A 23,689-nucleotide genomic window follows, 5' to 3' on the forward strand; every position below is an offset into this window, starting at 1 on the left:
CAGACCCGGGTGGCCGGGCTGGTCCGCGGCTCCTACGGCCGGCTACTGGCGGTGCTGGCCGCCCCGAACGGCGACATCGCGGCGGCCGAGGACGCCATCGGCGACGCGCTCGAGCGCGCGCTGACGCGCTGGGCGGACGAGGGCATACCGGCCAACCCGGAGGCCTGGGTACTTACCGTGGCCCGCAACCGGCTGCGTGACCGGTGGAAGTCGCACGCCTACCGAAAGACCGGCCCGCTGCCCGAAACATGGGATGTCACCGGCGATTCCCCGCACCCGCCGACGATCCCCGATCGCCGCCTGGAGCTGATGCTGGTCTGTGCGCACCCGGCGATCGCCGCCGACTGCCGCACCGCGTTGATGCTGCAGACGGTGCTGGGTATCGACGCGGCGGCGATCGCGCGGGCATTCTCGCTGCCGCCCGCGGCCCTGGCCCAGCGCCTGGTCCGCGCGAAGCGCCGGATTCGTGACGCGCGAATCCCGTTCGTGGTTCCGGCGCGCGCGGACCTCGACGAACGGCTGCCGGCCGTGCTGGAGGCCGTCTACGGCGCATGGGCGATCGATTGGCAGCTGGAGCCGTCGGGGTCACCGATCGAATCGTTGTCCGCCGAGGCGCGGCATCTGGCGCTCGTCCTGGCCGAACTGCTGCCCGACGAGCCGGAGGCGCTCGGGCTGGCGGCGCTGCTCTGCCTGTCCGAGTCGCGGCGACCCGCGCGGCGCACGGGCCACGGCGAGTTCGTGCCGCTGGACGAGCAGGACACCCGGCTGTGGGACCCGGCGCTGATCGCGCGCGGGGAGGCGTTGCTGCAACGAGCGCACGGGTTTGGCCGTCCCGGCCGCTACCAGTACGAGGCGGCCATCCAGTCCACGCACTGCGCCCGCGCGCGGGGCGGGCACGTCGACTGGGCGGCGCTGCGCAAACTGCATCGGGCACTGCTGCGCGTCGCCCCGTCGTTGGGCGCGGCGGTGGCGCTGGCCGTCGTCGACGGCCACGCCGACGGGCCGGAGGCGGGACTGCGCGCGCTCGACGCGATCGCCGACCCGGCGATCGCGCGCTTCCAGCCGGCCTGGACCGCGCGTGCGCATCTGCTGGCCGAAGCGGGCCGGCGCGCCGGGGCCGCGGAGGCCTACCGCAGGGCCATCGACCTCAGCACCGACGCCGGCGTCGCGCGGTATCTGAGCCGACGACTCGCCGAGGTCGCCGGGGAGCGGTGATGCGCGCTCAGACCTCGGCGCCCTGGGGAGTTGCCCGCCAGTTAGTGCGCGATCGCGCCCGGATTATGTTCTGTGACAAGGGGATTGCTGGTACGTGGCTTCGAGGGGGGCGGTCGCGAGAGGTCCGACACTCCCGTTGACCTGACGGAAATGCGCATCCGGTGGCCGACCGATGCCCTAGGTTGGGTGCTATGACCCACGTCACATTACTTGTCGGAGCTCGTCGGGACCCGTCAGGAGCCGAACGCCGATGAATCTGTTTGGCGACTTGACGAATCTGGTGGAAAAGCCGTTCGCGGTGGTCTCCAACATCATCAACACCCCCAACTCCGCCGGGCGGTATCGACCGTTCTACCTGCGCAATCTGCTGGATGCGGTGCAGGGCCGCACCCTCGAGGAGGCCGTCGAGGGCAGGACCGTCCTGATCACCGGGGGGTCGTCGGGCATCGGGGAGGCCGCCGCCAAGAAGATCGCCGAGGCCGGGGGCGCGGTGGCGCTGGTGGCGCGCACGCGGGAGAACCTCGAGAAGGTCGCCTCGGAGATCCAGGGCAACGGGGGAACCGCCCACATCTATCCGTGCGATCTCACCGACATGGACGCCATCGCCGCGATGGCCGACCAGGTCCTCGACGACCTGGGCGGCGTCGACGTCCTGGTCAACAACGCGGGGCGGTCGATCCGCCGGTCGCTGAAGCTGTCCTACGACCGCATCCACGACTACCAGCGGACCATGCAACTGAACTACCTCGGCGCGGTCCAGCTCATCCTCAAGTTCATCCCGGGGATGCGGGAACGCGGTTACGGGCAGATCATCAACGTCTCGTCGGTCGGGGTGCAGACCCGGGCGCCGCGGTTCGGCGCCTACATCGCCAGCAAGGCCGCGCTGGACAGCCTGTGCGACGCGCTGCAGGCCGAGGTCGTCAACGACGACGTCAAGTTCACCACCGTGCACATGGCGCTGGTGCGCACGCCGATGATCAGCCCCACCACGATGTACGACAAGTTCCCGGCGCTGACGCCCGACCAGGCGGCCGGCGTGATCACCGACGCGATCGTGCACCGGCCGCGGCGCGCGAGCTCGCCGTTCGGGCAGTTCGCCGCCGTCGCCGACGCCGTGAACCCGGCGGTGATGGACCGGGTGCGCAACCGCGCGTTCGCCATGTTCGCGGACTCCGACGCGGCCAAGGGCGGCGAAGCACCCAGTGACGCAGCGCCTTTCGACAAACGAAGCGAGACGTTCGTGCGGGCTACCCGCGGGATACATTGGTGACACGATGAGCCTTCCGAAACCCGACACCCAGTCGACCGTCGTCATCACCGGTGCTTCCTCGGGCATCGGCGCCGAACTGGCCCGCGGCCTGGCCCGCCGCGGCTTCCCGCTGTTGCTGGTCGCGCGGCGCCGCGAGCGCCTCGACGAAATCGCCAACGACGTCGGCCAGGAATTCTCGGTGGGCGTCGAGGTGATGCCGCTGGACCTCAGCGACGCCAAGGCCCGGGCGCGGCTGGGGGACCGGCTGCGCAACGAGCCGATCGCCGGGCTGTGCAACAGCGCCGGTTTCGGCACCAGCGGGGTCTTTCACGAGTTGCCGCTGGACCGCGAGAGCGAAGAGGTGATCCTCAACTCGCTGACGTTGATGGAGCTCACGCATGCGGCCCTGCCCGGCATGATCGAGCGCGGTGCCGGCGCGGTGATGAACATCGCCTCGATCGCCGGATTCCAGCCGTTGCCCTACATGGCGGTGTATTCGGCCACCAAGGCGTTCGTGCAGACGTTCTCCGAGGCGATCCACGAGGAGCTGCACGGGACGGGCGTGTCGGTCACGGTGCTGTGTCCGGGGCCGGTGCCGACGGAGTGGGCCGAGATCGCCAACGCCGAGCGGTTCAGCATTCCCGTCGCGCAGGTCTCGCCGCGCGACGTCGCCGAGGCGGCGATCGGCGGGATGCTCGCCGGCAAGCGCAGCGTGGTGCCCGGCATCGTGCCCAAGGTCGTCAGCACCGGCGGCCGGTTCGCCCCGCGCAGCCTGTTGTTGCCGGGGATTCGGATCGGCAACCGGTTCCGTGGGGGCCCGAGCAAGTAGGGCGGGTTGGGGCGTTTCGGCTGTCACATGCGTTTCTGCGCGGGTTGGGTCTCTCGTTTGCCCGCCTACGAGCGACAAACTCGTTGAGACGCGGCCCCGCGAGCTGGCTCTGCGATCGATTGTGAAATGTAGGTTTTGATTGTGAGGCCTGGGCGGGATCCGGGCCGAAATTTCGCCCTGCGCTCACTTTGAAAGCCGAGGATTCACAGTCGATGCCGGGCGGGGCGGCGGGGCCGGGGTGGCGCTGGGGCGGTGGCCCTGAGCTGAGCGGGACGCCCTGGGTTCACGCTCGGCGTCCGGCGGCGGCTACGTTTGGCCTATGGCTTCCGTCGAAATGAACGCCGACGTGCCGATGACCCCGCAGGACATGTGGGAGCACGTGTCGGACCTGTCGGACCTGGGCGATTGGCTGGTGATGCACGAGGGCTGGCGCAGCGAGCTGCCCGACGAGATCGCCGAAGGCACCGAGATCGTCGGCGTGGCCCGGTCCAAGGGCCTGCGCAACCGGGTGACGTGGACGGTGACGAAGTGGGACCCGCCCCACCAGGTCGCGATGAAGGGATCCGGCAAGGGCGGGACGAAATACGGCGTCACGCTCACCGTGCGGCCCGCCGGTGACGGCTCCACGCTCGGGCTGCGGCTGGAGCTCGGGGGACGTCCGCTGTTCGGCCCGGTCGGTTCGGCCGCGGCGCGTGCCGTCAAGGGTGACGTGCAGAAGTCGCTGGAGCGGTTCGTCGAACTGTACGGTTGACCGTTTCACGGGGGACGCCCTGCAGGCGCCGTTTCAGGGCGGCGATCCTGAGTAGCTGAATGGTCAGGTTCGTGGCTCCCAGCATGGGAAACAGCCCGATATAGATTCGCAGGGACCTGATTCCGTGTAGTTCGAGAGTGCAGAACACGATGAAGCAGCCGATGGTGAAAATCGCGGCGGGGATCGAGTAGGTCAACAAGGATCGCCGATCGGCAATGTACTGCGCCGCGAAATCGAATTCGTCCTCCGTCATCGGTGCGCGGTGGCGGACCTTGTCCAAAACCCTTCTGGCGCCGCCGATTTCCTCGCCGATCGGTGTAGGGGGCCGTTCCAAGAGCCGCTTTACGGCGGCAAAGACAAAAGCGGCGAACACCAACTCGGCCACGCCGGCGAGTATTGCCAGATAACCAAACAGGCCCAACTCTATCTACTCCTCTGTCGAGCGAGACGCTATCAAGCCCTGGATCGCGTTGCCGCTGACGGTTTTTCGGGCGTCACGGCGGAGTCTCCGTCTTCCCAGAGCAGGAGTTGACGAACGGCGGGGCGGGACCCGTACGGGCGCAGCATCGTGCTGGCTGGCCGCGGGCGCACGCGCTGGGGCCACCAGAACCAGCGCCCGAGCAGCGCGGCGACCGACGGCGTCATGAACGACCGCACGATCAGCGTGTCGAACAGCAGCCCCAACGCGATCGTCGTCCCGATTTGGCCCAGCACCAACAACGACGCGGACACAAAGGAAGCCATGGTGAAGGCGAACACCAAACCGGCAGACGTCACCACCGCCCCGCTGCCGGCCATGGCGCGGATGATGCCCGTATTCAAGCCGGCGTGAATTTCCTCCCGGAACCGCGAGATCAGCAGCAGGTTGTAGTCGGATCCCACCGCCAACAGGATGATGACGGACAGCGCCAGGCAGATCCAGTACAGCTTGATCCCGAGGATGTCCTGCCACACCAGCACCGAAAGCCCGAACGATGCGCCCAGCGAAAGGGCCACCGTGCCGACGATGACGATCGCGGCGACCAGGCTTCGGGTGATGATCACCATGATGAGCAAAATCAGGCTCAGCGCGGCGATTCCGGCGATCAGCAGGTCGTATTTGGCGCCGTCGGCGATGTCCTTGTATGTCGCGGCCGTGCCGGCGAGATAAATGTGGGAGTCGCCCAACGGGGTGTTCTTCACGGCCTGTTTGGCCGCCTCCCGGATCGGGTCGATGTGCGAAATGCCTTCGGGCGTCGCGGGATCACCCTCGTGGGAGATGATCATGCGCGCGGCCTTGCCGTCCGGCGACAGGAACAACTTCAGACCCCGTTTGAACTCGGGGTTGTCGAAAGCCTCCGGCGGCAGGTAGAAGGAGTCGTCGTTCTTGGCGGCGTCATACGCCTGCCCCAACGCGGTCGCGTTGTCGGTGCTCGCCCGCGTCTGGGCGTTGATGCCGAGGTTCGTGGCGTAGTTCGACAGGGTCAGGCCCAGGTTCTTCTCCTGGTCGGCGATCTGCGGCGGCAACAGGGTCACCAATTTCTGCTGGCCCGCATCCAACTTGTCCAGGCTCGCAGTCAGTTTGACGAACTGCGCACTCAGCTGATCGATGCCGTCGATGGCGTCGAAAACGGACCGCAGGGCAAAGCACGCCGGAATGTCGTAACAGTGCCTTTCCCAATAGAAATAGCTGCGGATCGGCCGGAAGAAGTCGTCGAAGTTGGCGATCTTGTCGCGCAGGTCGTTGATGACGGCGATCGTGTCGTGAAAGCTTTGGGTCTCGTCGTGCGTGGAGGCGGCGAGCTGTTTTTGCAGGCTGTACTGCTGGTTCAGGATGCCGATCGTGTCTTTCAGATTGTCGGCCTGCTTGAGCAGATCCTGTGCGCGCTCCTTCTGGTACTGCAGGTTTTCGATGCTGCCGATGCTGCCGGCGCTGATCTGGAAAGCCAGCGAGGTGTGCTCGATCGGGGTCCCCAGCGGCCTGGTCATGGACTGCACCTGGGCGATTCCGGGAAGGTGGGCGATGGCTTTGGCCACGCGTTCCAGGTTGATCATGTCGGCCGGATTGCGCATGTCGTGGTCGGTTTCGATCATCAACAGTTCGGGGTTGAGCCGGGCTTGCGAGAAATGCCGCTCCGCGGCCGCATAGCCCACATTGGCCGGGGCACTGGCCGGCATGTACGCCCGCGCGTCGTAGTTCGTCTTGTATCCGGGCAAAGCAAGCAGACCGACGAGGGCGACCCCGATCGCCACCACCAGGATGGGGCCGGGCCAGCGCACGATGGCGGTGCCGATGCGCCGCCAGCCGCGCGTCGCCATTTGGCGCTTCGGATCGAACAACCCGAAAAGGCTGCCCACGGTGATCACCGCCGGGGCCAGCGTGAGCGCGGCCAGCAATGCGACCCCGATCCCTATCGCGGCCGGAATACCCAGGCTCTGAAAGTAATTCAGCCGGGTAAAGCGCAGGCACAACACCGCGCCGGCGACGGTCAGGCCGGAGCCCAACACCACATGGGTCGTCCCGCGGTACATGGTGTAGAAGGCGGTTTCACGGTCCTGCCCGGCGTGCCGCGCCTCGTGATAGCGGCCGACGAAGAAGATCGCGTAGTCGGTGCCGGCGGCGATGACGAGCAGCGTGAGCAGATTCGTCGCATACGTCGAGAGCCCGATCAGCCCGACGCTGCCCAGAAACGCGACGATGCCCCTGGCCGCGGCCATCTCCACGATGACGGTGACCAGCACGAAGACCGCCGTGACGGAACGGTAGACCCAGAACAACATCGCCAGGATCACCAGCACGGTGACCACGGTGACCTTGAAGATGCCTTTGCTGCCGACTTCGAACTGGTCCGTGACCAGCGGCGCCGCACCGGTCACGTAGGCCTTGACGCCCGTCGGCGCGGGCGTGTGCGCGACGATCTCGCGGATGGCGTCGACGGATTCGTTGGCCTGCGCGTCGCCCTGATTACCCGCGAGGTAGACCTGAACGTAGGCGGCCTTGCCGTCTTTGCTCTGCGAGCCGGCCGCCGTCAACGGGTCCCCCCAGAAATCCTGGACGTGCTCCACATGCTTGGTGTCGTGCTCGAGCTTGCGGACCAGGGCGTCGTAAAACCGGTGGGCATCCTCGCCCAGCGGCTTGTCGCCCTCCAGGACGATCATGGCCGCGCTGTCGGAATCGAATTCGTGAAAAGCCCTGCCGATGTGCTGCATCGCCTGAAACGACGGCGCGCTCGGGGTGTTCAGGGAGACGTTGTGCGCCTTGGCCACGTCCTCCAAGTTCGGGACCGCGATATTCGAGATCGCGGCCATCGCCACCCACAGCAGCAGGATCGGCACCGAGAACCGGCGAATGGCCTGCGCCAGGGCGGGTTTCGAGGCGCGATCCTCGCTCATGCGGACTTCACCAGGCAAAAGGTGTAGGCGTTCACTTGGTTGACGATCCTTTCGTCCTTGACGTCACCGTCCACCGTGATCCGACAGCCGAGGGAATCGCTGTTGCCCTGCGCCACGAGGTTGCTGAAGGCTCCGGGTTGGGTCGTCACCATGGTCAGCGTCCAGGGCAGGGCCGCGTCCAACACCTGCCGCGGCTGCACGTCGATGTCGACGTAGTTGATGGTCGCCACCGCGCCGGGGTCGCCGAAGACCTCGAGGGTGATGTGCTTGGGGCTGAACGGTTCGGTCTGATCCGAGATGCCGCCGCCCGCCGAGGTGTTGTTGTGTGACCCGAAGACCCCGTGCAGTCGATACACGCAGAACGTGGCGACGGCCACGACCACGACGGCGACCAGCACCATCCAGCCCCGCCTGACAAGGGATGTCAGCGAAAACCTTTGCACCCGTTGGCCTTTCGATACTCGTGCGAAGCCTACGGTACTGACCAGTACTGCTCAATAGACGTGAGCGTACACTGCCCGGGCGCGGCTTATCAAGGGGCCTGATACCGGGTGGGGCGGGTGAGGCCGGGGACGACGAAGCCGTCGACCAAGGCCTGCACGGTCTCCCGGGTGGGTGGGCGGCCGGGGATGATGGAGCGAAAGATCAGGTAGCCGGGCAGCAGGTCCCACAGCTCGTCGGCGATCGCGGCCTCGGCGATCTCGCCCCGGTCGACGGCCCGCCGGAGGACGTGCTCGAACAGGGCCTTGCGCTGATCGATGAACTGATGCTGCAGCGCGTCGTTGAGTGCGGGGTGGCGCGACACCTCGACCAGCACCGCGCGGATGGTGCCGGCGTGCTGGTGGCCCTGCCGGCAGATCGTCTCGCCCAGCTGCAGCAGGTCTCCCCGCAGCGTGCCGGTCTCCGGCGGGACCGCGACCTGCCGGATGCCCTCGATGAAAGCGGCCAGCACCAACTCGGCCTTCGACGGCCAGCGCCGGTACACCGTGGCCTTGCTGGCCCGGGCCTCGCTGACCACGGCGTCGACCGTCAGCCCGTCGTAGCCGTGCTCCTGCAGCAGCCGCAGCGTCACCGCGAGCAACTCGGCCTCACGCGGCGACCACGGTGATGCCCCTGCGTCCCGGTGGGCCGTCATAGCGCTCACCTTAGGAGACACACGACGCGACACGCCGGGGATGCGTCGGTCCCCGGTCATAGACTGGCGTCCCTATGAACCAGTCGTCCTTCGTGCACCTGCATAACCACACCGAGTACTCGATGCTGGACGGGGCCGCGAAGATCACGCCGCTGCTCGACGAGGTCGAGCGGCTGGGCATGCCCGCGATCGGGATGACCGACCACGGCAACATGTTTGGGGCCAGCGAGTTCTACAACGCGGCGACCAAGGCCGGGATCAAGCCGATCATCGGCGTCGAGGCGTACATCGCGCCCGGCTCGCGGTTCGACACCCGCCGCATCACCTGGGGTGACCCCAGCCAGAAGTCCGACGACGTCTCCGGCAGCGGCTCCTACACGCACCTGACGATGCTGGCCGAGAACGCCGCCGGCCTGCGCAACCTGTTCAAGCTGACCTCGCTGGCCTCCTTCGAGGGCCAGCTGAGCAAGTGGTCGCGGATGGACGCCGAGCTCATCGCCGAGCACGCCGAGGGCATCATCATCACCACGGGCTGCCCGTCCGGGGAGGTGCAGACGCGGCTGCGGCTGGGCCACGACCGCGAGGCGCTGGAGGCCGCCGCCCGGTGGCGGGAGATCGTCGGGCCGGACAACTACTTCCTCGAGCTGATGGACCACGGGCTGTCCATCGAACGACGGGTCCGCGAGGGCCTGCTCGAGATCGGCCGCACGCTGGGCATCCGCCCGCTGGCCACCAACGACTGCCACTACGTCACCCGCGACGCCGCCCATAACCACGAGGCGCTGTTGTGCGTGCAGACCGGCAAGACGCTGTCGGACCCCAACCGCTTCAAGTTCGACGGCGACGGCTACTACGTCAAGTCGGCCACCGAGATGCGCCAGATCTGGGACGACGAGGTGCCCGGCGCCTGCGACTCGACGTTGCTGATCGCCGAGCGGGTGTCCTCCTACGACGAGGTGTGGACCCCGCGCGACCGGATGCCGGTCTTCCCGGTGCCCGAGGGCCACGACCAGGCGTCCTGGCTGCGCCACGAGGTGGCCGCCGGGCTGGGCCGGCGCTTTCCCGCCGGGCCGCCCGACGGCTACGTCGCTCGGGCGGACTACGAGATCGACGTCATCTGCGGCAAGGGCTTCCCGTCGTACTTTTTGATCGTCGCCGACCTGATCAACTACGCCCGCTCGGTGGGCATCCGGGTCGGGCCCGGCCGGGGCTCGGCCGCCGGCTCGCTGGTCGCCTACGCGCTGGGCATCACCGACATCGACCCGATCCCGCACGGCCTGCTGTTCGAGCGGTTCCTCAACCCCGAGCGCACCTCGATGCCCGACATCGACATCGACTTCGACGACCGCCGTCGCGGCGAGATGGTGCGCTACGCTGCCGACAAGTGGGGTTCGGACCGGGTGGCCCAGGTCATCACCTTCGGCACCATCAAAACCAAAGCGGCGCTGAAGGATTCGGCGCGCATCCACTACGGCCAGCCCGGGTTCGCCATCGCCGACCGGATCACCAAGGCGCTGCCGCCGGCGATCATGGCCAAGGACATTCCGCTGTCGGGCATCACCGACCCCGGCCACGAGCGGTTCAAGGAGGCCGCCGAGGTCCGCGGCCTGATCGAGACCGATCCCGACGTGCGCACCATCTACCAGACCGCGCGCGGGCTGGAGGGCCTGATCCGCAACGCCGGGGTGCACGCCTGCGCGGTGATCATGAGCAGCGAGCCGCTGACCGAGGCGATCCCGCTGTGGAAGCGCCCGCAGGACGGCGCCATCATCACCGGCTGGGACTACCCGTCGTGCGAGGCCATCGGCCTGCTGAAGATGGACTTCCTCGGCCTGCGCAACCTGACGATCATCGGCGACGCGATCGACAACATCAAGGCCAACAAGGGAATCGACCTCGACCTGGAGTCCGTCCCGCTCGACGACCAGGCCACCTACGAACTGCTCGGCCGCGGCGACACGCTGGGCGTGTTCCAGCTCGACGGCGGGCCCATGCGCGACCTGCTGCGCCGCATGCAGCCGACCGGGTTCCAGGACGTCGTCGCCGTGATCGCGCTGTACCGGCCCGGCCCGATGGGCATGAACGCCCACAACGACTACGCCGACCGCAAGAACAACCGGCAGGCGATCAAGCCCATTCATCCCGAGCTCGAGGAGCCGCTGCGCGAGATCCTCGCCGAGACCTACGGCCTGATCGTGTATCAGGAGCAGATCATGCGCATCGCGCAGAAGGTGGCCAGCTACTCGCTGGCCCGAGCCGACATTCTGCGCAAGGCCATGGGCAAGAAGAAGCGCGAGGTGCTGGAGAAGGAGTTCGAGGGGTTCTCCGACGGCATGAAGGCCAACGGCTTCTCGGCCGGCGCCATCAAAGCCTTGTGGGACACCATCCTTCCGTTCGCCGACTACGCGTTCAACAAGTCGCACGCCGCGGGTTACGGCCTGGTGTCCTACTGGACGGCCTACCTCAAGGCGAACTATCCCGCGGAGTACATGGCCGGGCTGCTGACCTCGGTCGGCGACGACAAGGACAAGGCGGCCGTCTACCTCGCCGACTGCCGCAAGCTGGGCATCACGGTGCTACCGCCCGACGTCAACGAGTCCGGCCTGAACTTCGCGTCGGTGGGCGCCGACATCCGCTATGGGTTGGGCGCGGTGCGCAACGTCGGCGCCAACGTCGTGGGCTCGCTGATCCAAACCCGCAGCGACAAGGGCAAATTCACCGACTTCTCGGACTACCTGAACAAGATCCACATCTCGGCGTGCAACAAGAAGGTCACCGAGTCGCTGATCAAGGCGGGCGCGTTCGACTCGCTGGGCCACGCCCGCAAGGGCCTGTTCCTGGTGCACACCGACGCCGTCGACTCGGTGCTGGGCACCAAGAAGGCCGAGGCGATCGGGCAGTTCGACCTGTTCGGCGGCTCGGACGGGGAGGGCCCCGCCGATGCGGTGTTCACCATCAAGGTGCCCGACGACGAGTGGGAGGACAAACACAAGCTGGCCCTGGAGCGAGAGATGCTGGGGCTGTATGTGTCCGGGCATCCGCTCAACCGGGTGGCGCACCTGCTGACCGCGCAGGTCGACACCGCGATCCCGGCAATCCTGGACGGCGACGTCGCCAACGACACCCAGGTGCGCGTGGGCGGCATCCTGGCCTCGGTGAACCGCCGGGTCAACAAGAACGGGATGCCTTGGGCCTCGGCGCAGCTCGAGGACCTCACCGGCGGTATCGAGGTGATGTTCTTTCCGCACGCGTACTCCAGCTTCGGCGCCGAGATCGTCGACGACGCGGTGGTGCTGATCAACGCCAAGGTGGCGATCCGCGACGACCGGATCGCGCTGATCGCCAACGACCTTGTGGTGCCGGACTTCTCCAGCGCCCAGGCCGACCGCCCGCTGGCGGTCAGCCTGCCGACCCGGCAGTGCACCATCGACAAGGTCAGCGCGCTCAAGCAGGTGCTGGCCCGCCACCCCGGCACCTCACAGGTGCACCTGCGGCTGATCAGCGGCGACCGGATCACCACGCTCGAGCTGGACGCGTCGCTGCGGGTCACGCCGTCGCCCGCGCTGATGGGCGACCTCAAGGAGCTGCTGGGCCCGGGCTGCCTGGGGGTCTAGGGCGCTTTGTGCCCGGCTTCGAGCCGCGAGGGTCCGCAAATGTACGGGGTTTACGGCGTGTCGGTGTGCAGACACGGGCGCTCGCGAGTGGGGTCGTGGGGGCCGGTCAGGTGAGGTCCACCCGGACGATGACGCTGTCGGGCCAGACGCCGCGATCGCGGGCGCGCCGCAGCTTTTCACGCAAGCTCAGGTCGCGATGGACGTTGGTGACGCCCGGAATCTTGAGCAGCGGCACGATGTTCCACTGCCACCCGTACCGGTCGTGCAGCATCCGGTTGGCCCGCTCGGCGCCGGCGCCCGCCAGCACGGCGGCGCGGCCGGCCAGCGTGGGCGCGTCCGCGCGGGCCCGGCCGCGGTAGTCGCACGCGGTCAGCGCGACGTGCGGGCGCGCCGCCAGGCGCCGCGTCTTCGGGCCGACCTTGGTGCGGAACACCAACGCGTCACCGTCCCACGCAAACCAGATCGGCGTGTCGACCGGCGTGCCGTCGCGGCGAAAGGAACGGAGCAGGGCATAGCGGGAACGAGTCAGTTCGGGGAGCGCAATGTTGTGCATAGCCACAGTCAACGACTTAGAGTTGACTCTAAGTCAAGTGGGGAGGTGCGATGGCCCTGACGATCGGTGACGTGGCGAGGGAAGCGGGGATCGCGGCGACCACGTTGCGCTACTACGAGCGGATCGGGCTGGTGCCGGCGCCGGGGCGGCTCGGCGGCCAGCGCCGCTACGACCAGTCGGTGCTGGCGCGCCTCGAGGTGATCCGGCTGTGCAAATCCGCCGGGTTCGCGCTGGAGGAGATCCAGCTGCTGTTCGCCGACGACGCCCCGGGCCGGCCCGTCAGCCGCGCCCTGGCGCAGGCCAAGCTCGCCGAGATCGACTCCCGGATGGAGTCGCTGGCCCGGGCACGCGCCGTCATCGAGTGGGGGATGCGCTGCACGTGCCCGTCAATTGACACCTGTACCTGTGGAATTCACGTGACCGGACCCGCCTGAGTTGGAGGAGCAGCAATGAGCGACCCGCATCCCCTTGCCGTGCAGAACTTTTCGCATGTCTGCATCGGCGTCTCCGACATGGACGCGTCGTTGGCGTTCTACACCGCGGTGCTGGGCATGGACGTCGTGTTCGACGTCGAGCTCGACGGGGCCGGGCTGGACTCGGTGACCGGCGGCACCGCGCAGCGGGGCCGCATGATCGGCGGGCTGATCGGCGGCGCGATGGTCGAGCTGCTGTCGCTGGGCGCGATGCCCGACGGCCCGAGCGGCCCGCACCTGGGCTACACCAACATCTCGTTCCGGGTCGACGACCTCGACGCCACCCACGACGCCGTCCGGCGCCACCACCCCGGCGTCCGGGCCGAACCGCCCGTCGACATCGGGGGAGTGCGGATGTTCTTCATCCACGATCCCGACGGCACACCGATCGAACTCATCGAGCTGCCCGGCGGCGCGACGAGCACGGTGCAACTCTGGCGCGCTTCCGGCGCCCCCGAGTAGGAACGTAGGCTACCGAAATGACGACCACCGAACGGCCGGCCACCTTCTGCGAGGCGTTCCAGCGCACCGCGTCGATCGACCCGGACGCCGTCGCGCTCCGGACGCCCGGTGGCGCCCAGGCGTTGACGTGGCGAGAGCTCGCCGCGCAGGTGCGCCAGGTCGCCGCCGGCCTGGCGGGCCTGGGGGTGCGCCGCGGCGACACGGTGTCGCTGATGATGGCCAACCGAGTCGAGTTCTACCCGTTGGAGATCGGCGCCCAACACCTTGGCGCCACGTCGTTTTCGGTGTACAACACGCTGCCCGCCGAGCAGCTGGCCTACCTGTTCGACAACGCCGGCACCAAGGTCGCGATCTGCGAGGCGCAGTACGTGGACCGCATCCGCGCCAGCGGCGCGCCCGTCGAGCACATCGTCTGCATCGACGGTTCGCCGCCCGGCACCGTCTCCGTCGACGACCTGTATGCCGCCGCGCCGGACGACTTCGACTTCGAATCCACCTGGCGGGCAGTGCAACCCGACGATGTCGTCACGCTCATCTACACCTCGGGCACCACCGGGAACCCCAAGGGCGTGGAGATGACGCACGCCAGCCTGCTGTTCGAGGCGCACGGGCTGGACGCCGTGCTGGGCAGCCGGTTCGGCGATCGGACCACGTCCTACCTGCCGTCGGCGCACATCGCCGACCGGATGATGGCGCTGTATTCGCTGGAGGTGTTCGGCACCCAGGTGACCACGGTGGATGACCCGCGAGCGATTGCCGGAGCGCTGCCCGACGTGCGGCCCACGGTCTGGGGCGCGGTCCCGCGAGTGTGGGAGAAGCTCAAGGCAGCAATCGAATTCGTCGTCGCCAACGAGGCCGACGAAGCCAAGCGCCAAGCGTTGCAGTGGGCGCTGTCGGTGGCCGCCAAGCGCGCCGCCGCGCTGGTTTCCGGCGAGCCCGAGCCGGCCGAGGCGGCGGCCGAGTGGGCCAAGGCCGACGAGCTGGTGCTGTCGAAACTGCGTGGGCGGCTGGGGTTCGCCGAATTGCGCTGGGCCGTGTCCGGCGCGGCGCCGATCCCCAAGGAGACGCTGGCGTTCTTCGCGGGGATCGGGATCCCCATCAGCGAGGTCTGGGGCATGTCCGAGCTGAGTTGCGCTGCCAGCGTGTCACATCCGAAAGACGCGCGGCTGGGCACCGTCGGCAAGCTGCTGCCCGGCCTGGAGGGCAGGGTCGCCGAGGACGGCGAGTACCTGATCCGCGGGCCACTGGTGATGAAGGGCTACCGCAAGGAGCCGGCGAAGACCGCCGAGGCGATCGACGCGGACGGCTGGCTGCACACCGGCGACATCATCGACGTCGACACCGAGGGCTACCTGCGGATCGTCGACCGCAAGAAGGAGCTGATCATCAACGCGGCCGGAAAGAACATGTCCCCGGCCAACATCGAGAACGCCATCCTGGCCGCCTGCCCGATGGTCGGTGTGATGATGACGATCGGCGACGGGCGGCCGTACAACGCCGCGCTGATGGTCTTCGACGCCGAATCGGTCGGACCGTACGCGGCCCAACTCGGCCTGTCCGACGCCTCGCCCGCGGCGCTGGCGGCCCACCCGGAGGTCATCACGCGCGTCGCCGCCGGGGTGGCCGAGGGCAACACCAAGCTGTCCCGGGTGGAACAGATCAAGCGCTTCCGGATCCTGCCGACGGTGTGGGAGCCCGGCGGCGACGAGATCACGCTGACGATGAAGCTCAAGCGCAAGCCGATCATGGCGAAGTACGCGGGCGAGATCGAGGAGCTCTATGCCGGGGATGCGCACCCGGACGTCCACGAGCCGTCCGAAGCGGTGCAACCCGCATGAATGGGATACCGCTACGAAAGTTGCTGCAGCGCACCGGGATTCTGGAAGAGTCTACCGGGCCGTTGCCGACCGACGCCGACGAGGTGGCGAAGCTGTTGGCGGCGCCGTGGTACGGCGAGCGGCTGGACAAGCTGGCCGCCGAACTCGGGCGCGACACCGACGACGTGCGTGCCGAGGCCGCCGGCTATCTGCGGGAGATGGCGCCGTCGCTGGACGAGCGGGCGGTGCGGGCCTGGCGCAGCTTTTCCTGCTGGCTGATGCGGGCCTACGACATCCTCGTCGACGAGGACCAGATCGCCGCGCTGCGCAGGCTGGACCGCAAAGCGACACTGGCGTTTGCCTTTTCGCACCGCTCCTATCTTGACGGTCTGCTGCTGCCGGAGGTGATCCTGGCCAACCGGGTCTCGCCGGCGCTGACGTTCGGCGGCGCCAACCTGAACTTCTTTCCGATGGGGGCCTGGGCCAAGCGCACCGGGGCGATCTTCATACGGCGCCAGACCCGCGACATTCCCGTCTACCGTTTCGTGTTGCGGGCCTACGCCGCCCAGCTCGTGCAAAACCACGCCAACCTCACCTGGTCGATCGAGGGCGGGCGCACCCGCACCGGCAAGCTGCGGCCCCCGGTGTACGGCATTCTGCGTTACATCACCGACGCCGTCGACGAAATCGACGGTCCGGAAGTGTATTTGGTCCCGACCTCCATCGTCTACGACCAGCTGCACGAGGTGGAGGCGATGACCACCGAGGCCTACGGCGCCGAGAAGCGCCCGGAGGACTTCCGCTTTTTGATCCGGCTGGCGCGACAACAGGGCGAGCGGCTCGGCCGCGCCTACCTGGATTTCGGCGAGCCGCTGCCACTGCGCAAGCGCCTCGAGGAGCTGCGGGCCCTGGATACCTCCGCCCCCGGGGCAGGAACCGAAATCGAGCGCATCGCACTGGATGTCGAGCACCGGATCAACCGCGCGACCCCGGTCACCCCGACGGCGGTGGTCAGCCTGGCGCTGCTGGGCGCCGACCGGTCGTTGTCGATCAGCGAGGTGCTGGCCACCGTGCGGCCACTGGCGAGCTACATCGCCGCGCGCAACTGGGCGGTGGCCGGCGCCGCGGACCTGACCAATCGCTCGACGATCCGGTGGACGCTGCATCAGCTGGCTGCGTCCGGTGTGGTCAGCGTCTACGACGCGGGCACCGAGCCGGTCTGGGGGATCGGGGCCGACCAGCACCTGGTCGCGGCGTTCTACCGCAACACCGCCATCCACATCCTGGTCGACCGCGCGATCGCCGAGACGGCGTTGCTGGCGGCGGCGGAGACCGCTTCCGACGGCTCCGTCCTGCCGGCGACCGTGCGCGACGAGGCGCTGAGCCTGCGCGAGTTGCTGAAGTTCGAGTTCCTGTTCTCCGCGCGCGCCCAGTTCGAAAAGGAGCTCGCCGACGAGGTGCGGCTGATCGGGCCGGCCGACGACCCCGTGGACACCACGCGCGCCGCCGGCGCGGCCGACGTGCGGTGGCTGCTGGAACGGGCCGACCTGCTGCTGGCGCACCTGGTGTTGCGCCCGTTCCTGGACGCCTACCACATCGTCGCCGACCGGCTGGCCGCGCTCGAGGACGAATCGTTCGACGAGGACGCGTTTCTCACCGAGTGCCTGGAGGTGGGCAAGCAGTGGGAGCTGCAGCGCCGCATCGCCAGCGCCGAGTCGAGGTCGATGGAGCTGTTCAAGACCGCGCTGCGGCTGGCACGGCACCGCGAGCTGGTGGACGCGTCCGGGCAGCCGGACGTCGCCGCGCGCCGCCGGGAGTTCGCCGACGAGATCGCCGCGGCCATCCGGCGGGTCAACACGATCGCGGAGTTGGCCCGGCGGACAGTCATGTCCGACTGTCACCCGCCCGCGCCGCGAGACGCTTCAGGGGCGTAGTCAGACAGCCGTGGTGCCGCCGTCGACAATCAACTCCATGCCGTTGACGTAGCTTGAGTCCTCCGAGGCGAGGAACAACGCAACCGTCGCAATCTCCTCGGGGCTGCCGTTCTTTGCCCGTGGGATCACTGCCTCGAAATGCGCCTGCGCCTCCGCGTCCAGCTGCTCCAGCAACGGCGTGGCGACCTGTCCCGGGGTCAGCACGTTGACCCGGATCCCCCTGTCCTTCAACTCGGACAACCACACGCGCGCGTAGGCCTGCAGTACTGCCTTGCTCGCCGCGTACACGCTCCAGGACGGATAGCCCCTGACCGACGCGATCGACCCGGTCATGAAGATCGAGCCACCGTGATTGAACAGCGGCAACGCCTTCTGCACCGTGAACAGCGTGCCGCGCGCGTTCAGCCCGAAGGCGGCATCGAAGTGCTGCTCGGTGATCTCGCCGAGCTTGCGCTGCTCGCCCGTCCCGGCGCTGGTCCACAACACGTCGACGGCGCCCTTTTCCCGCCTGACCGTGTCGAACAGACGGTCCAGATCGTCCAGGTTTGCCGAATCAGCCTGTACGCCGGTCACATTCCGGCCGATCACCTCCACGGCTTCATCCAGCGCTCCCTGGCGCCGGCCCGAGATGAAGACGTGAGCTCCTTCGGCAACGAACAACTTGGCGCCGGCCAATGCCATACCGCTTGATCCGCCGGTGATCACCGCTACCTTGCCGTCAAGCTTTCCCATGATCACTCCATCGATCGATGACCTGGCCGGCGAACTCGAGCATCTGCTCAAGGGTGGGGAACATCGCGAAGGCATCCACGATCGCCTCATCGGCACCGGACTTGGCGAGGCGCTCGAGCCTGGCGGCAACGGAGTCAACGGACGTGGCCGGTTCGAGGTTGATCCGCATGGCCGTCTTCAGCGCGTCCGGATCCCGTCCTGCGTCCTTCGCCGCACGGCGCGCAATCTCCCACAGGTGGTCGGTGACCTCGTCCTGCAGCCCCTCGACCCCGAGCCAGCCGGTGCCGCTGCGGCCGACCCGGCGCATCGCGGCCTCGCTGACGCCGCCGATCCAGATGGGCGGACCGCCGGCCTGGACCGGGCGCAGGTCGGCATGGACCGGCGGCAGCGAGAAGAACTCGCTGTCCCAGGACACCGGGGTGGTCGTCCACCACTCGTGCAGGAACGCCAGCACGTCATCGAGCATCCGCCCGCGCCGGCGCCAGTCCGCGCCGCGGGCGATGTCGTGCTCGTCCTTCATCCACCCGATTCCCACGCCAACGTCAAGGCGTCCGTCGCTGAGCACGTCGAGGGTGGTCAGCAGCCGGGCCAGGTGTACCGGCTCGTAGTAGAAGGTGCTGAGGGTGCTGGCGTTCAGCCGCACCCGGCTGGTCGCGGTCGCGGCGACGGTCCACAGCAGCACCGGATCGAGGTAGCGCTTCATCTGCGGCGGGTAGGGCTGCTCTGTGCCCGGATAGGTGCTGTGCATATCGACCGGCGTGACCAGGCGATCACCGACCCACAACGTGTCGTAGCCGAGGTCCTCGAGCCCGCGGCAGAACGCGCTCAGACCGGCGGCGCTGCTCACAGCGGGGCCGACAAAGGGAAGTGCGAAACCAAGCTTCATCGCGAATCCTCTCGATGATCTATCAACCATTATTTGGAGGGGGCGATGCGGCTCAGGCGGGAACGGCGGCGCCGAGGGCGAAGTCGAAATTGCCCACCCCGTGGCGGGCGAGGCCCATCATGACCAGGCCCGTTCCTTCCAGCCAGTGCGTCATGTGCAAGTCGCCGACGTCCAGTGGGCGCAGCCCGAGGCTCTCGATGAACGCCGCGACGCCCGCCTTGGCGCGCGTGTCGTCGCCGGCGATGAAGACGTCGAGCGGCCGGCCCTGGGCAAGGACGACACCGAAGACGGTGTTGAACGCCTTCACCACGCTGGCGCTGGCCGGCGCCGCCTTGGCAACCTCCTGCGCGATCGAGGTGCCATCGGGGATGGCCAGCCCGTCGGCCGCGGAATTGAAGGGGTTGCTGATGTCGACGATGACCTTGCCCGCGAGGGCGTCTCCGTACTGGGCGACGACCGGAACGACATCGGCGTACAACAGGGAAACGATGACGATGTCCCCGGCCGGGACGGCGCCGAACTCTCCCGTCGTGGTGCTGCCGCCGAGAGCCCTGGCCAGGTCAGCCGCCTTGGACTGATCGCGGCCGATGACCTCGACGGTGTTGTCGCCCGCTACCGCCAGCGCGCCGATGACTCGGGCCATGTTGCCGGTGCCGATGATGCTGATGCTGCTCATGAGGTGTCCCATCTTGAATAACGATCGGAAAGGTTGATCACTCAACCTTATTGGATATTCGTTGATGCGTCAACCAATCGGGTAGCATGGGGGCTGATGGAATCGAACTGGCTGAACCCTCGCGAAGACCGCGCCTGGCGGGCCTTCCAGCACGCGCATCATCAACTCGACGTGCACCTGAACCGGGGCCTGCAGGAATCGGGCCTGTCGGGCGCCGACTACGAGATCCTGGCGGTGCTCTCGAGTACCGACGGGGACCGCATGCCCGCCCGCGACCTGTGCAACGCACTGGGCTGGGAGAAGAGCCGTGTCTCCCACCAGGTGCGGCGCATGCAGTCCGACGGGCTGATCTGTCGCGAGCCCAACCCGCAGGACGCCCGAAGCACCATGGTGTGCCTGCTGCCGGCCGGCCGCGCCGCGATCGAGAAGGCAGCGCCCGGGCACGTGGCGGACGTCCGCCGGAAGTTCATCGACTTGCTCAGCCCGGCTGAGCTCGACATGCTCGCCGCCCTCAACGAACGCGTGCTGCGCCACCTGGCCGACGACCATGACTCGCCCGCCGAAGACGAGCCCTTATAGCCACCATCAGCCGTGGGCATTTCGACCCGCCGGGCCGGCTCCCGGATACGCCGTCGGCCTACAGTTGTTGGCATGCCGCTTACCGGGGAATACGAACCCAGCCCATTGGATTGGTCGCGCGAACAGGCCGACAAGTACGCCGAATCCGGCGGAACCGAGGCCGCGGACATGAAGGGCAAGCCGATCATCCTGCTGACCACCGTCGGCGCCAAGACCGGCAAGCTCCGCAAGACCCCGCTGATGCGCGTCGAGCACGGCGGCGAGTACGCCGTCGTCGCCTCGCTGGGCGGGGCCCCGAAGCATCCCGTCTGGTACCACAACATCAAGGCCAACCCGCGCGTCGAACTGCAGGACGGCGGCGTCACCCGCGACTACGACGCCCGCGAGGTGTTCGGCGACGAGAAGGCCGCCTGGTGGGACCGGGCCGTCGAGGCCTGGCCCGACTACGCCGAGTACCAGAAGAAGACCGAGCGCCAGATCCCGGTGTTCGTGCTGACCCCGGTCGGCTGACCGGCGCTGGTCGCAGGCACTGTCGGCATGACGTGGCACCATTGATCGGTGTCCGCTGAACTGAGTCAGAGCCCGGGAGGTCTGCCGCTGTGCGCGGCCGACATCGACGCCGCGGCGCAGCGGATCGCCCCGGTGGTCACCCCCACCCCGTTGCAGCACAGCGACCGGTTGTCGGCGATCACCGGCGCGCAGGTCCACCTCAAGCGCGAAGACCTGCAGGTGGTGCGCTCCTACAAGCTGCGCGGCGCCTACAACCTGCTGGTCCAGCTGTCCGAGGCGGAGCTGGCCGCGGGCGTGGTGTGCTCGTCGGCGGGCAACCACGCACAGGGCTTCGCGTTCGCGTGCCGGGCGCTGGGGGTGCGCGGGCGCGTTTACGTGCCGGCCAAGACGCCCAAGCAGAAGCGCGACCGGATCCGCTACCACGGCGGGGAGTTCATCGAGCTGATCGTCGGGGGCTCGACCTACGACCTGGCCGCCGAGGCGGCACTCGCGGACGTCGAACGCACCGGCGCCACGCTGGTCCCGCCGTACGACGACGTGCGCACCATGGCCGGGCAGGGCACCATCGCCGTGGAGCTGCTCGATCAGCTCCAAGGCGAGCCGGACCTGGTGGTGGTCCCGGTGGGCGGCGGCGGCTGCGTCGCCGGCATCACCACCTACCTGGCCGAACGGACGGCGAACACGGCGGTGCTCGGCGTCGAGCCGGCCGGCGCCGCCGCGATGATGGCCGCGCTGGCCGCCGGCGAGCCGGTGACGCTGGACCAGGTCGACCAGTTCGTCGACGGCGCGGCGGTGAAACGGGCGGGCGCGCTGACCTATGCCACGCTGGCGGCCGCCGGCGACATGGTGTCGATCACCGCGGTCGACGAGGGGGCGGTATGCACGGCGATGCTGGACCTGTACCAGAACGAGGGCATCATCGCCGAGCCGGCGGGCGCGCTGTCGGTCGCGGGACTGCTGGAGGCCGACATCGAGCCCGGCTCCACGGTGGTGTGCCTGATCTCGGGCGGCAACAACGACGTGTCACGCTACGGCGAGGTCCTGGAGCGCTCGCTGGTGCACCTCGGGCTCAAGCACTACTTCCTGGTGGACTTCCCGCAGGAGCCGGGCGCGCTGCGCCGGTTCCTCGACGACGTGCTCGGGCCCAACGACGACATCACCCTGTTCGAGTACGTCAAGCGCAACAACCGGGAAACCGGCGAGGCGCTGGTGGGCGTCGAGCTGGGATCGGCCGCCGACCTCGACGGGCTGATGGGCCGGATGCGCGCGACGGACCTGCACGTCGAGGCCCTCGACCCCGGCTCCCCGGCGTACCGCTATCTGCTGTAGGTGCCTGGTGACATGAACGAGCCGTATGGGTTGGGTACGGCCGGGTTCGGCCTGGTCAGCGCCGGCACCCTGGTCTTCCTGGCGCTGCTGGTGTGCGCGGCGATCTGGGCCGCCCGGCGCGAGCGGCTGTTCGGCCGGCTGTCGGCGCTGGGGTCCGACGCCGCCGTGCTCACCAGCCGCGGACTGACCTGGGCGCGCGAGCAGATCCGGGCGAGGGGATGGGCCTGGGCCGGGCGACTGCCCGCGGACGAGGTCGCAGCCGCCGCGCTGCTGCTCGGACTGGGGGTGGTGGTCGCCGTCGCGGTGGGCTTCACCGAGGTGCTCGACGACGTGCTCGAGGGCGACGGCATCACCGGGATCGACCGGCCGACGTCCCGGTGGCTCGCGGCACACCGCGACCTGTGGCTGACCACGGTGCTGCGCGCGGTCACGATCGGAGGCGATCCCCGCTTCCTGGCCGCGCTCGCCTTCCCGATTGCCGTCGTCGCCGGCCGGCGCTGCCGTTCGTGGCGACCGGTCCTGCTCGCCGTGGCGGCGGGCGCCGGGATCGCGCTGATCCTCTTCACGGCCAAGGCCCTGGTGGGCAGGGAACGTCCGCCGCTGCCGTACGCCGCCGTCGACGCCGACGGCTATTCCTTTCCGTCCGGGCACGCGACCGGCACCGCCGCGATCCTGGTCGTCACCGCCTGGATCGTGACGCGCTGGCTGATCACCCCGTGGGTGTGGCGGGTGGTCGTGTGGGCCGTGGCGATCGACGCGGCGCTGGTGATCGGATATTCGCGGATCTACCTGGGCGTGCACTACGTCAGCGACGTGCTGGCCGGCTGGCTGTTGGGCCTGGCCTGGGCCGGCGTCGTCATGCTGGTCGGATCGTGGTGGACCGGCGGGCGTCAGCTCAAGTAGGCCGGCACCGGCGTGCCGGGCTCCAGGTCGGCGGCCGGCACCGGCGGTCCGGACGTCAGGTTGATCGGCACCACGCCGGCCCAGTGCGGCAGCGCCATGTCGTCCGCGTCGTCGACGGGACCGCCGCTGCGCACCTTGGCCGACACCTCGGCCAGGTCGAGGGCGAGCACCCCGGTCGCGGCGAGCTCGCGCGCATTGGGTGTGCGGCAGTCGTCGGCGCGTCCCGGCGCGATGTGGTCGAGCAGGCCGCGCAGCGCCCGCAGCTTCTCCGCCGGGTCCTCGACCACGCGCGCGGTACCCAGTGCGACCACCGAGCGGAAGTTCACCGAATGGTGCATCGCCGAGCGGGCCAGCACCAGCGCGTCGACGAGGGTGACGGTGACGCAGACCTCGAGGCCCGCAGGCGCCTGTTTGGCGGCCAACATCGGGCCGGCGCCGGTGGAACCGTGCAGGTAGAGCGCCTCGCCGAGGCGGGCATGCGTCGTCGGCAACACCACCGGGCCGTCCGCGCCGAGATAGCCCAGGTGGCAGATCAGGCCCTCGTCGAGGATGGCGTGCACCGTCTGGCGGTCGTAGGCGGCGCGCTCCCGGTAGCGGGTGGGCGTGGTGCGCGGGGTGGGGCGGTAATCCACGGCGTTGCCTTCCAGCATTGTCCTAGTACATAATGATT

22 protein-coding genes are annotated in these 23,689 nt (G+C 68.5%); 13 read left to right on the forward strand and 9 right to left on the reverse strand.

Annotated elements, in window-relative coordinates:
• The first annotated feature begins 9 nt into the window (after positions 1-9).
• From AC5Y43_RS03170 to AC5Y43_RS03185, 4 genes are all read left to right on the forward strand, one after another.
• Positions 10-1,215, forward strand: coding sequence for an RNA polymerase sigma factor (locus tag AC5Y43_RS03170; RefSeq protein WP_499969222.1), 1,206 nt, complete (start codon positions 10-12; stop codon positions 1,213-1,215).
• 250 nt (positions 1,216-1,465) lie between these two features.
• On the forward strand, positions 1,466-2,485 hold the full coding sequence (locus AC5Y43_RS03175) for an SDR family NAD(P)-dependent oxidoreductase (protein WP_499969224.1): 1,020 nt from the start codon (positions 1,466-1,468) through the stop codon (positions 2,483-2,485).
• A 4-nt stretch (positions 2,486-2,489) separates the two neighbouring features.
• Positions 2,490-3,293 (forward strand): SDR family NAD(P)-dependent oxidoreductase, encoded by an 804-nt coding sequence (locus AC5Y43_RS03180; protein WP_499969226.1) that lies wholly within the window; start codon positions 2,490-2,492, stop codon positions 3,291-3,293.
• 319 nt (positions 3,294-3,612) lie between these two features.
• Positions 3,613-4,044, forward strand: a complete 432-nt coding sequence (locus tag AC5Y43_RS03185) for a type II toxin-antitoxin system Rv0910 family toxin (RefSeq protein WP_499969230.1) — start codon at positions 3,613-3,615, stop codon at positions 4,042-4,044.
• On the opposite strand, the gene AC5Y43_RS03190 is transcribed toward AC5Y43_RS03185, so the two are convergent.
• The 4 genes from AC5Y43_RS03190 to AC5Y43_RS03205 form a co-directional block, all read right to left on the reverse strand.
• On the reverse strand, positions 3,992-4,465 hold the full coding sequence (locus AC5Y43_RS03190; protein WP_499969232.1) for a hypothetical protein: 474 nt from the start codon (positions 4,463-4,465) through the stop codon (positions 3,992-3,994). The two genes, AC5Y43_RS03185 and AC5Y43_RS03190, sit on opposite strands and share 53 nt — an antisense overlap.
• A 32-nt stretch (positions 4,466-4,497) precedes the next feature.
• Positions 4,498-7,416: an MMPL/RND family transporter gene (locus AC5Y43_RS03195; RefSeq protein WP_499969234.1), complete on the reverse strand. Its 2,919-nt coding sequence runs from the start codon at positions 7,414-7,416 to the stop codon at positions 4,498-4,500.
• Positions 7,413-7,859, reverse strand: a complete 447-nt coding sequence (locus AC5Y43_RS03200; RefSeq protein ID WP_499969236.1) for an MmpS family transport accessory protein — start codon at positions 7,857-7,859, stop codon at positions 7,413-7,415. Before AC5Y43_RS03200 ends, AC5Y43_RS03195 begins: the two co-directional genes overlap by 4 nt.
• Before the next feature lie 89 nt (positions 7,860-7,948).
• The gene (locus AC5Y43_RS03205) at positions 7,949-8,551 is read right to left on the reverse strand and encodes a TetR/AcrR family transcriptional regulator (protein WP_499969238.1); all 603 of its coding nucleotides are present in this window, start codon (positions 8,549-8,551) and stop codon (positions 7,949-7,951) included.
• Between the two features lie 74 nt (positions 8,552-8,625).
• On the opposite strand from AC5Y43_RS03205, the gene dnaE reads away from it, so the two are divergent.
• Entirely contained in the window at positions 8,626-12,165 is a 3,540-nt protein-coding gene (gene dnaE, locus AC5Y43_RS03210) for a DNA polymerase III subunit alpha (RefSeq protein WP_499969240.1), read from the forward strand.
• Between the two features lie 106 nt (positions 12,166-12,271).
• On the opposite strand, the gene AC5Y43_RS03215 is transcribed toward dnaE, so the two are convergent.
• Positions 12,272-12,718, reverse strand: a complete 447-nt coding sequence (locus tag AC5Y43_RS03215; RefSeq protein WP_499969243.1) for a PPOX class F420-dependent oxidoreductase — start codon at positions 12,716-12,718, stop codon at positions 12,272-12,274.
• 50 nt (positions 12,719-12,768) lie between these two features.
• Between AC5Y43_RS03215 and AC5Y43_RS03220 the strand changes: the two genes are divergently transcribed.
• Genes AC5Y43_RS03220 through AC5Y43_RS03235 form a run of 4 tightly spaced genes read left to right on the forward strand, consistent with a single transcriptional unit; the run spans position 12,769 to position 17,404 of the window.
• Positions 12,769-13,152, forward strand: a complete 384-nt coding sequence (locus AC5Y43_RS03220) for a MerR family transcriptional regulator (protein WP_499969245.1) — start codon at positions 12,769-12,771, stop codon at positions 13,150-13,152.
• A 15-nt stretch (positions 13,153-13,167) separates the two neighbouring features.
• The gene (locus AC5Y43_RS03225; RefSeq protein WP_499969247.1) at positions 13,168-13,653 is read left to right on the forward strand and encodes a VOC family protein; all 486 of its coding nucleotides are present in this window, start codon (positions 13,168-13,170) and stop codon (positions 13,651-13,653) included.
• Positions 13,654-13,670: 17 nt separating this feature from the next.
• Entirely contained in the window at positions 13,671-15,491 is a 1,821-nt protein-coding gene (gene fadD11 / locus AC5Y43_RS03230; RefSeq protein WP_499969250.1) for a fatty acid--CoA ligase FadD11, read from the forward strand.
• The gene (locus AC5Y43_RS03235; protein ID WP_499969254.1) at positions 15,488-17,404 is read left to right on the forward strand and encodes a lysophospholipid acyltransferase; all 1,917 of its coding nucleotides are present in this window, start codon (positions 15,488-15,490) and stop codon (positions 17,402-17,404) included. The genes fadD11 and AC5Y43_RS03235 overlap by 4 nt, the downstream gene beginning before the upstream one ends.
• On the opposite strand, the gene AC5Y43_RS03240 is transcribed toward AC5Y43_RS03235, so the two are convergent.
• From AC5Y43_RS03240 to AC5Y43_RS03250, 3 genes are read right to left on the reverse strand one after another with little or no spacing between them, the layout of a single operon-like run.
• Positions 17,405-18,136, reverse strand: a complete 732-nt coding sequence (locus AC5Y43_RS03240; protein ID WP_499969256.1) for an SDR family NAD(P)-dependent oxidoreductase — start codon at positions 18,134-18,136, stop codon at positions 17,405-17,407.
• Positions 18,123-19,022, reverse strand: coding sequence for a TIGR03619 family F420-dependent LLM class oxidoreductase (locus tag AC5Y43_RS03245; protein ID WP_499969258.1), 900 nt, complete (start codon positions 19,020-19,022; stop codon positions 18,123-18,125). The genes AC5Y43_RS03240 and AC5Y43_RS03245 overlap by 14 nt, the downstream gene beginning before the upstream one ends.
• A 52-nt stretch (positions 19,023-19,074) precedes the next feature.
• Entirely contained in the window at positions 19,075-19,698 is a 624-nt protein-coding gene (locus AC5Y43_RS03250; RefSeq protein ID WP_499969261.1) for an NADPH-dependent F420 reductase, read from the reverse strand.
• 96 nt (positions 19,699-19,794) lie between these two features.
• Between AC5Y43_RS03250 and AC5Y43_RS03255 the strand changes: the two genes are divergently transcribed.
• The 4 genes from AC5Y43_RS03255 (at position 19,795) to AC5Y43_RS03270 (ending at position 23,019) form a co-directional block, all read left to right on the forward strand.
• Positions 19,795-20,277, forward strand: a complete 483-nt coding sequence (locus AC5Y43_RS03255; RefSeq protein WP_499969263.1) for a MarR family winged helix-turn-helix transcriptional regulator — start codon at positions 19,795-19,797, stop codon at positions 20,275-20,277.
• Between the two features lie 72 nt (positions 20,278-20,349).
• Positions 20,350-20,787, forward strand: a complete 438-nt coding sequence (locus tag AC5Y43_RS03260) for a nitroreductase family deazaflavin-dependent oxidoreductase (protein WP_499969265.1) — start codon at positions 20,350-20,352, stop codon at positions 20,785-20,787.
• Positions 20,788-20,835: 48 nt separating this feature from the next.
• Positions 20,836-22,116, forward strand: a complete 1,281-nt coding sequence (ilvA, locus tag AC5Y43_RS03265; protein WP_499969267.1) for a threonine ammonia-lyase — start codon at positions 20,836-20,838, stop codon at positions 22,114-22,116.
• 12 nt (positions 22,117-22,128) lie between these two features.
• Positions 22,129-23,019: a phosphatase PAP2 family protein gene (locus tag AC5Y43_RS03270; protein WP_499969269.1), complete on the forward strand. Its 891-nt coding sequence runs from the start codon at positions 22,129-22,131 to the stop codon at positions 23,017-23,019.
• Here AC5Y43_RS03270 and AC5Y43_RS03275 read toward each other — a convergent pair.
• Positions 23,007-23,669 carry a pyridoxamine 5'-phosphate oxidase family protein gene (locus AC5Y43_RS03275; RefSeq protein ID WP_499969271.1) on the reverse strand — a complete coding sequence of 221 codons (663 nt, stop codon included), beginning with the start codon at positions 23,667-23,669 and terminating at the stop codon, positions 23,007-23,009. The two genes, AC5Y43_RS03270 and AC5Y43_RS03275, sit on opposite strands and share 13 nt — an antisense overlap.
• Positions 23,670-23,689: the final 20 nt, after the last annotated feature.

The sequence above is a fragment of the Mycobacterium sp. NGS57 genome (assembly GCF_059812405.1).

Coding starts and splice junctions, on each gene's coding strand:
- AC5Y43_RS03175 (WP_499969224.1), top strand. CDS start 1,466: ATGAATCTGTTTGGCGACTTGACGAATCTGGTGGAAAAGCCGTTCGCG.
- AC5Y43_RS03180 (WP_499969226.1), top strand. CDS start 2,490: ATGAGCCTTCCGAAACCCGACACCCAGTCGACCGTCGTCATCACCGGT.
- AC5Y43_RS03185 (WP_499969230.1), top strand. CDS start 3,613: ATGGCTTCCGTCGAAATGAACGCCGACGTGCCGATGACCCCGCAGGAC.
- AC5Y43_RS03195 (WP_499969234.1), bottom strand. CDS start 7,416: ATGAGCGAGGATCGCGCCTCGAAACCCGCCCTGGCGCAGGCCATTCGC.
- AC5Y43_RS03205 (WP_499969238.1), bottom strand. CDS start 8,551: ATGACGGCCCACCGGGACGCAGGGGCATCACCGTGGTCGCCGCGTGAG.
- dnaE (WP_499969240.1), top strand. CDS start 8,626: ATGAACCAGTCGTCCTTCGTGCACCTGCATAACCACACCGAGTACTCG.
- AC5Y43_RS03215 (WP_499969243.1), bottom strand. CDS start 12,718: ATGCACAACATTGCGCTCCCCGAACTGACTCGTTCCCGCTATGCCCTG.
- AC5Y43_RS03220 (WP_499969245.1), top strand. CDS start 12,769: ATGGCCCTGACGATCGGTGACGTGGCGAGGGAAGCGGGGATCGCGGCG.
- AC5Y43_RS03225 (WP_499969247.1), top strand. CDS start 13,168: ATGAGCGACCCGCATCCCCTTGCCGTGCAGAACTTTTCGCATGTCTGC.
- fadD11 (WP_499969250.1), top strand. CDS start 13,671: ATGACGACCACCGAACGGCCGGCCACCTTCTGCGAGGCGTTCCAGCGC.
- AC5Y43_RS03235 (WP_499969254.1), top strand. CDS start 15,488: ATGAATGGGATACCGCTACGAAAGTTGCTGCAGCGCACCGGGATTCTG.
- AC5Y43_RS03240 (WP_499969256.1), bottom strand. CDS start 18,136: ATGGGAAAGCTTGACGGCAAGGTAGCGGTGATCACCGGCGGATCAAGC.
- AC5Y43_RS03245 (WP_499969258.1), bottom strand. CDS start 19,022: ATGAAGCTTGGTTTCGCACTTCCCTTTGTCGGCCCCGCTGTGAGCAGC.
- AC5Y43_RS03250 (WP_499969261.1), bottom strand. CDS start 19,698: ATGAGCAGCATCAGCATCATCGGCACCGGCAACATGGCCCGAGTCATC.
- AC5Y43_RS03255 (WP_499969263.1), top strand. CDS start 19,795: ATGGAATCGAACTGGCTGAACCCTCGCGAAGACCGCGCCTGGCGGGCC.
- AC5Y43_RS03260 (WP_499969265.1), top strand. CDS start 20,350: ATGCCGCTTACCGGGGAATACGAACCCAGCCCATTGGATTGGTCGCGC.
- AC5Y43_RS03270 (WP_499969269.1), top strand. CDS start 22,129: ATGAACGAGCCGTATGGGTTGGGTACGGCCGGGTTCGGCCTGGTCAGC.
- AC5Y43_RS03275 (WP_499969271.1), bottom strand. CDS start 23,669: ATGCTGGAAGGCAACGCCGTGGATTACCGCCCCACCCCGCGCACCACG.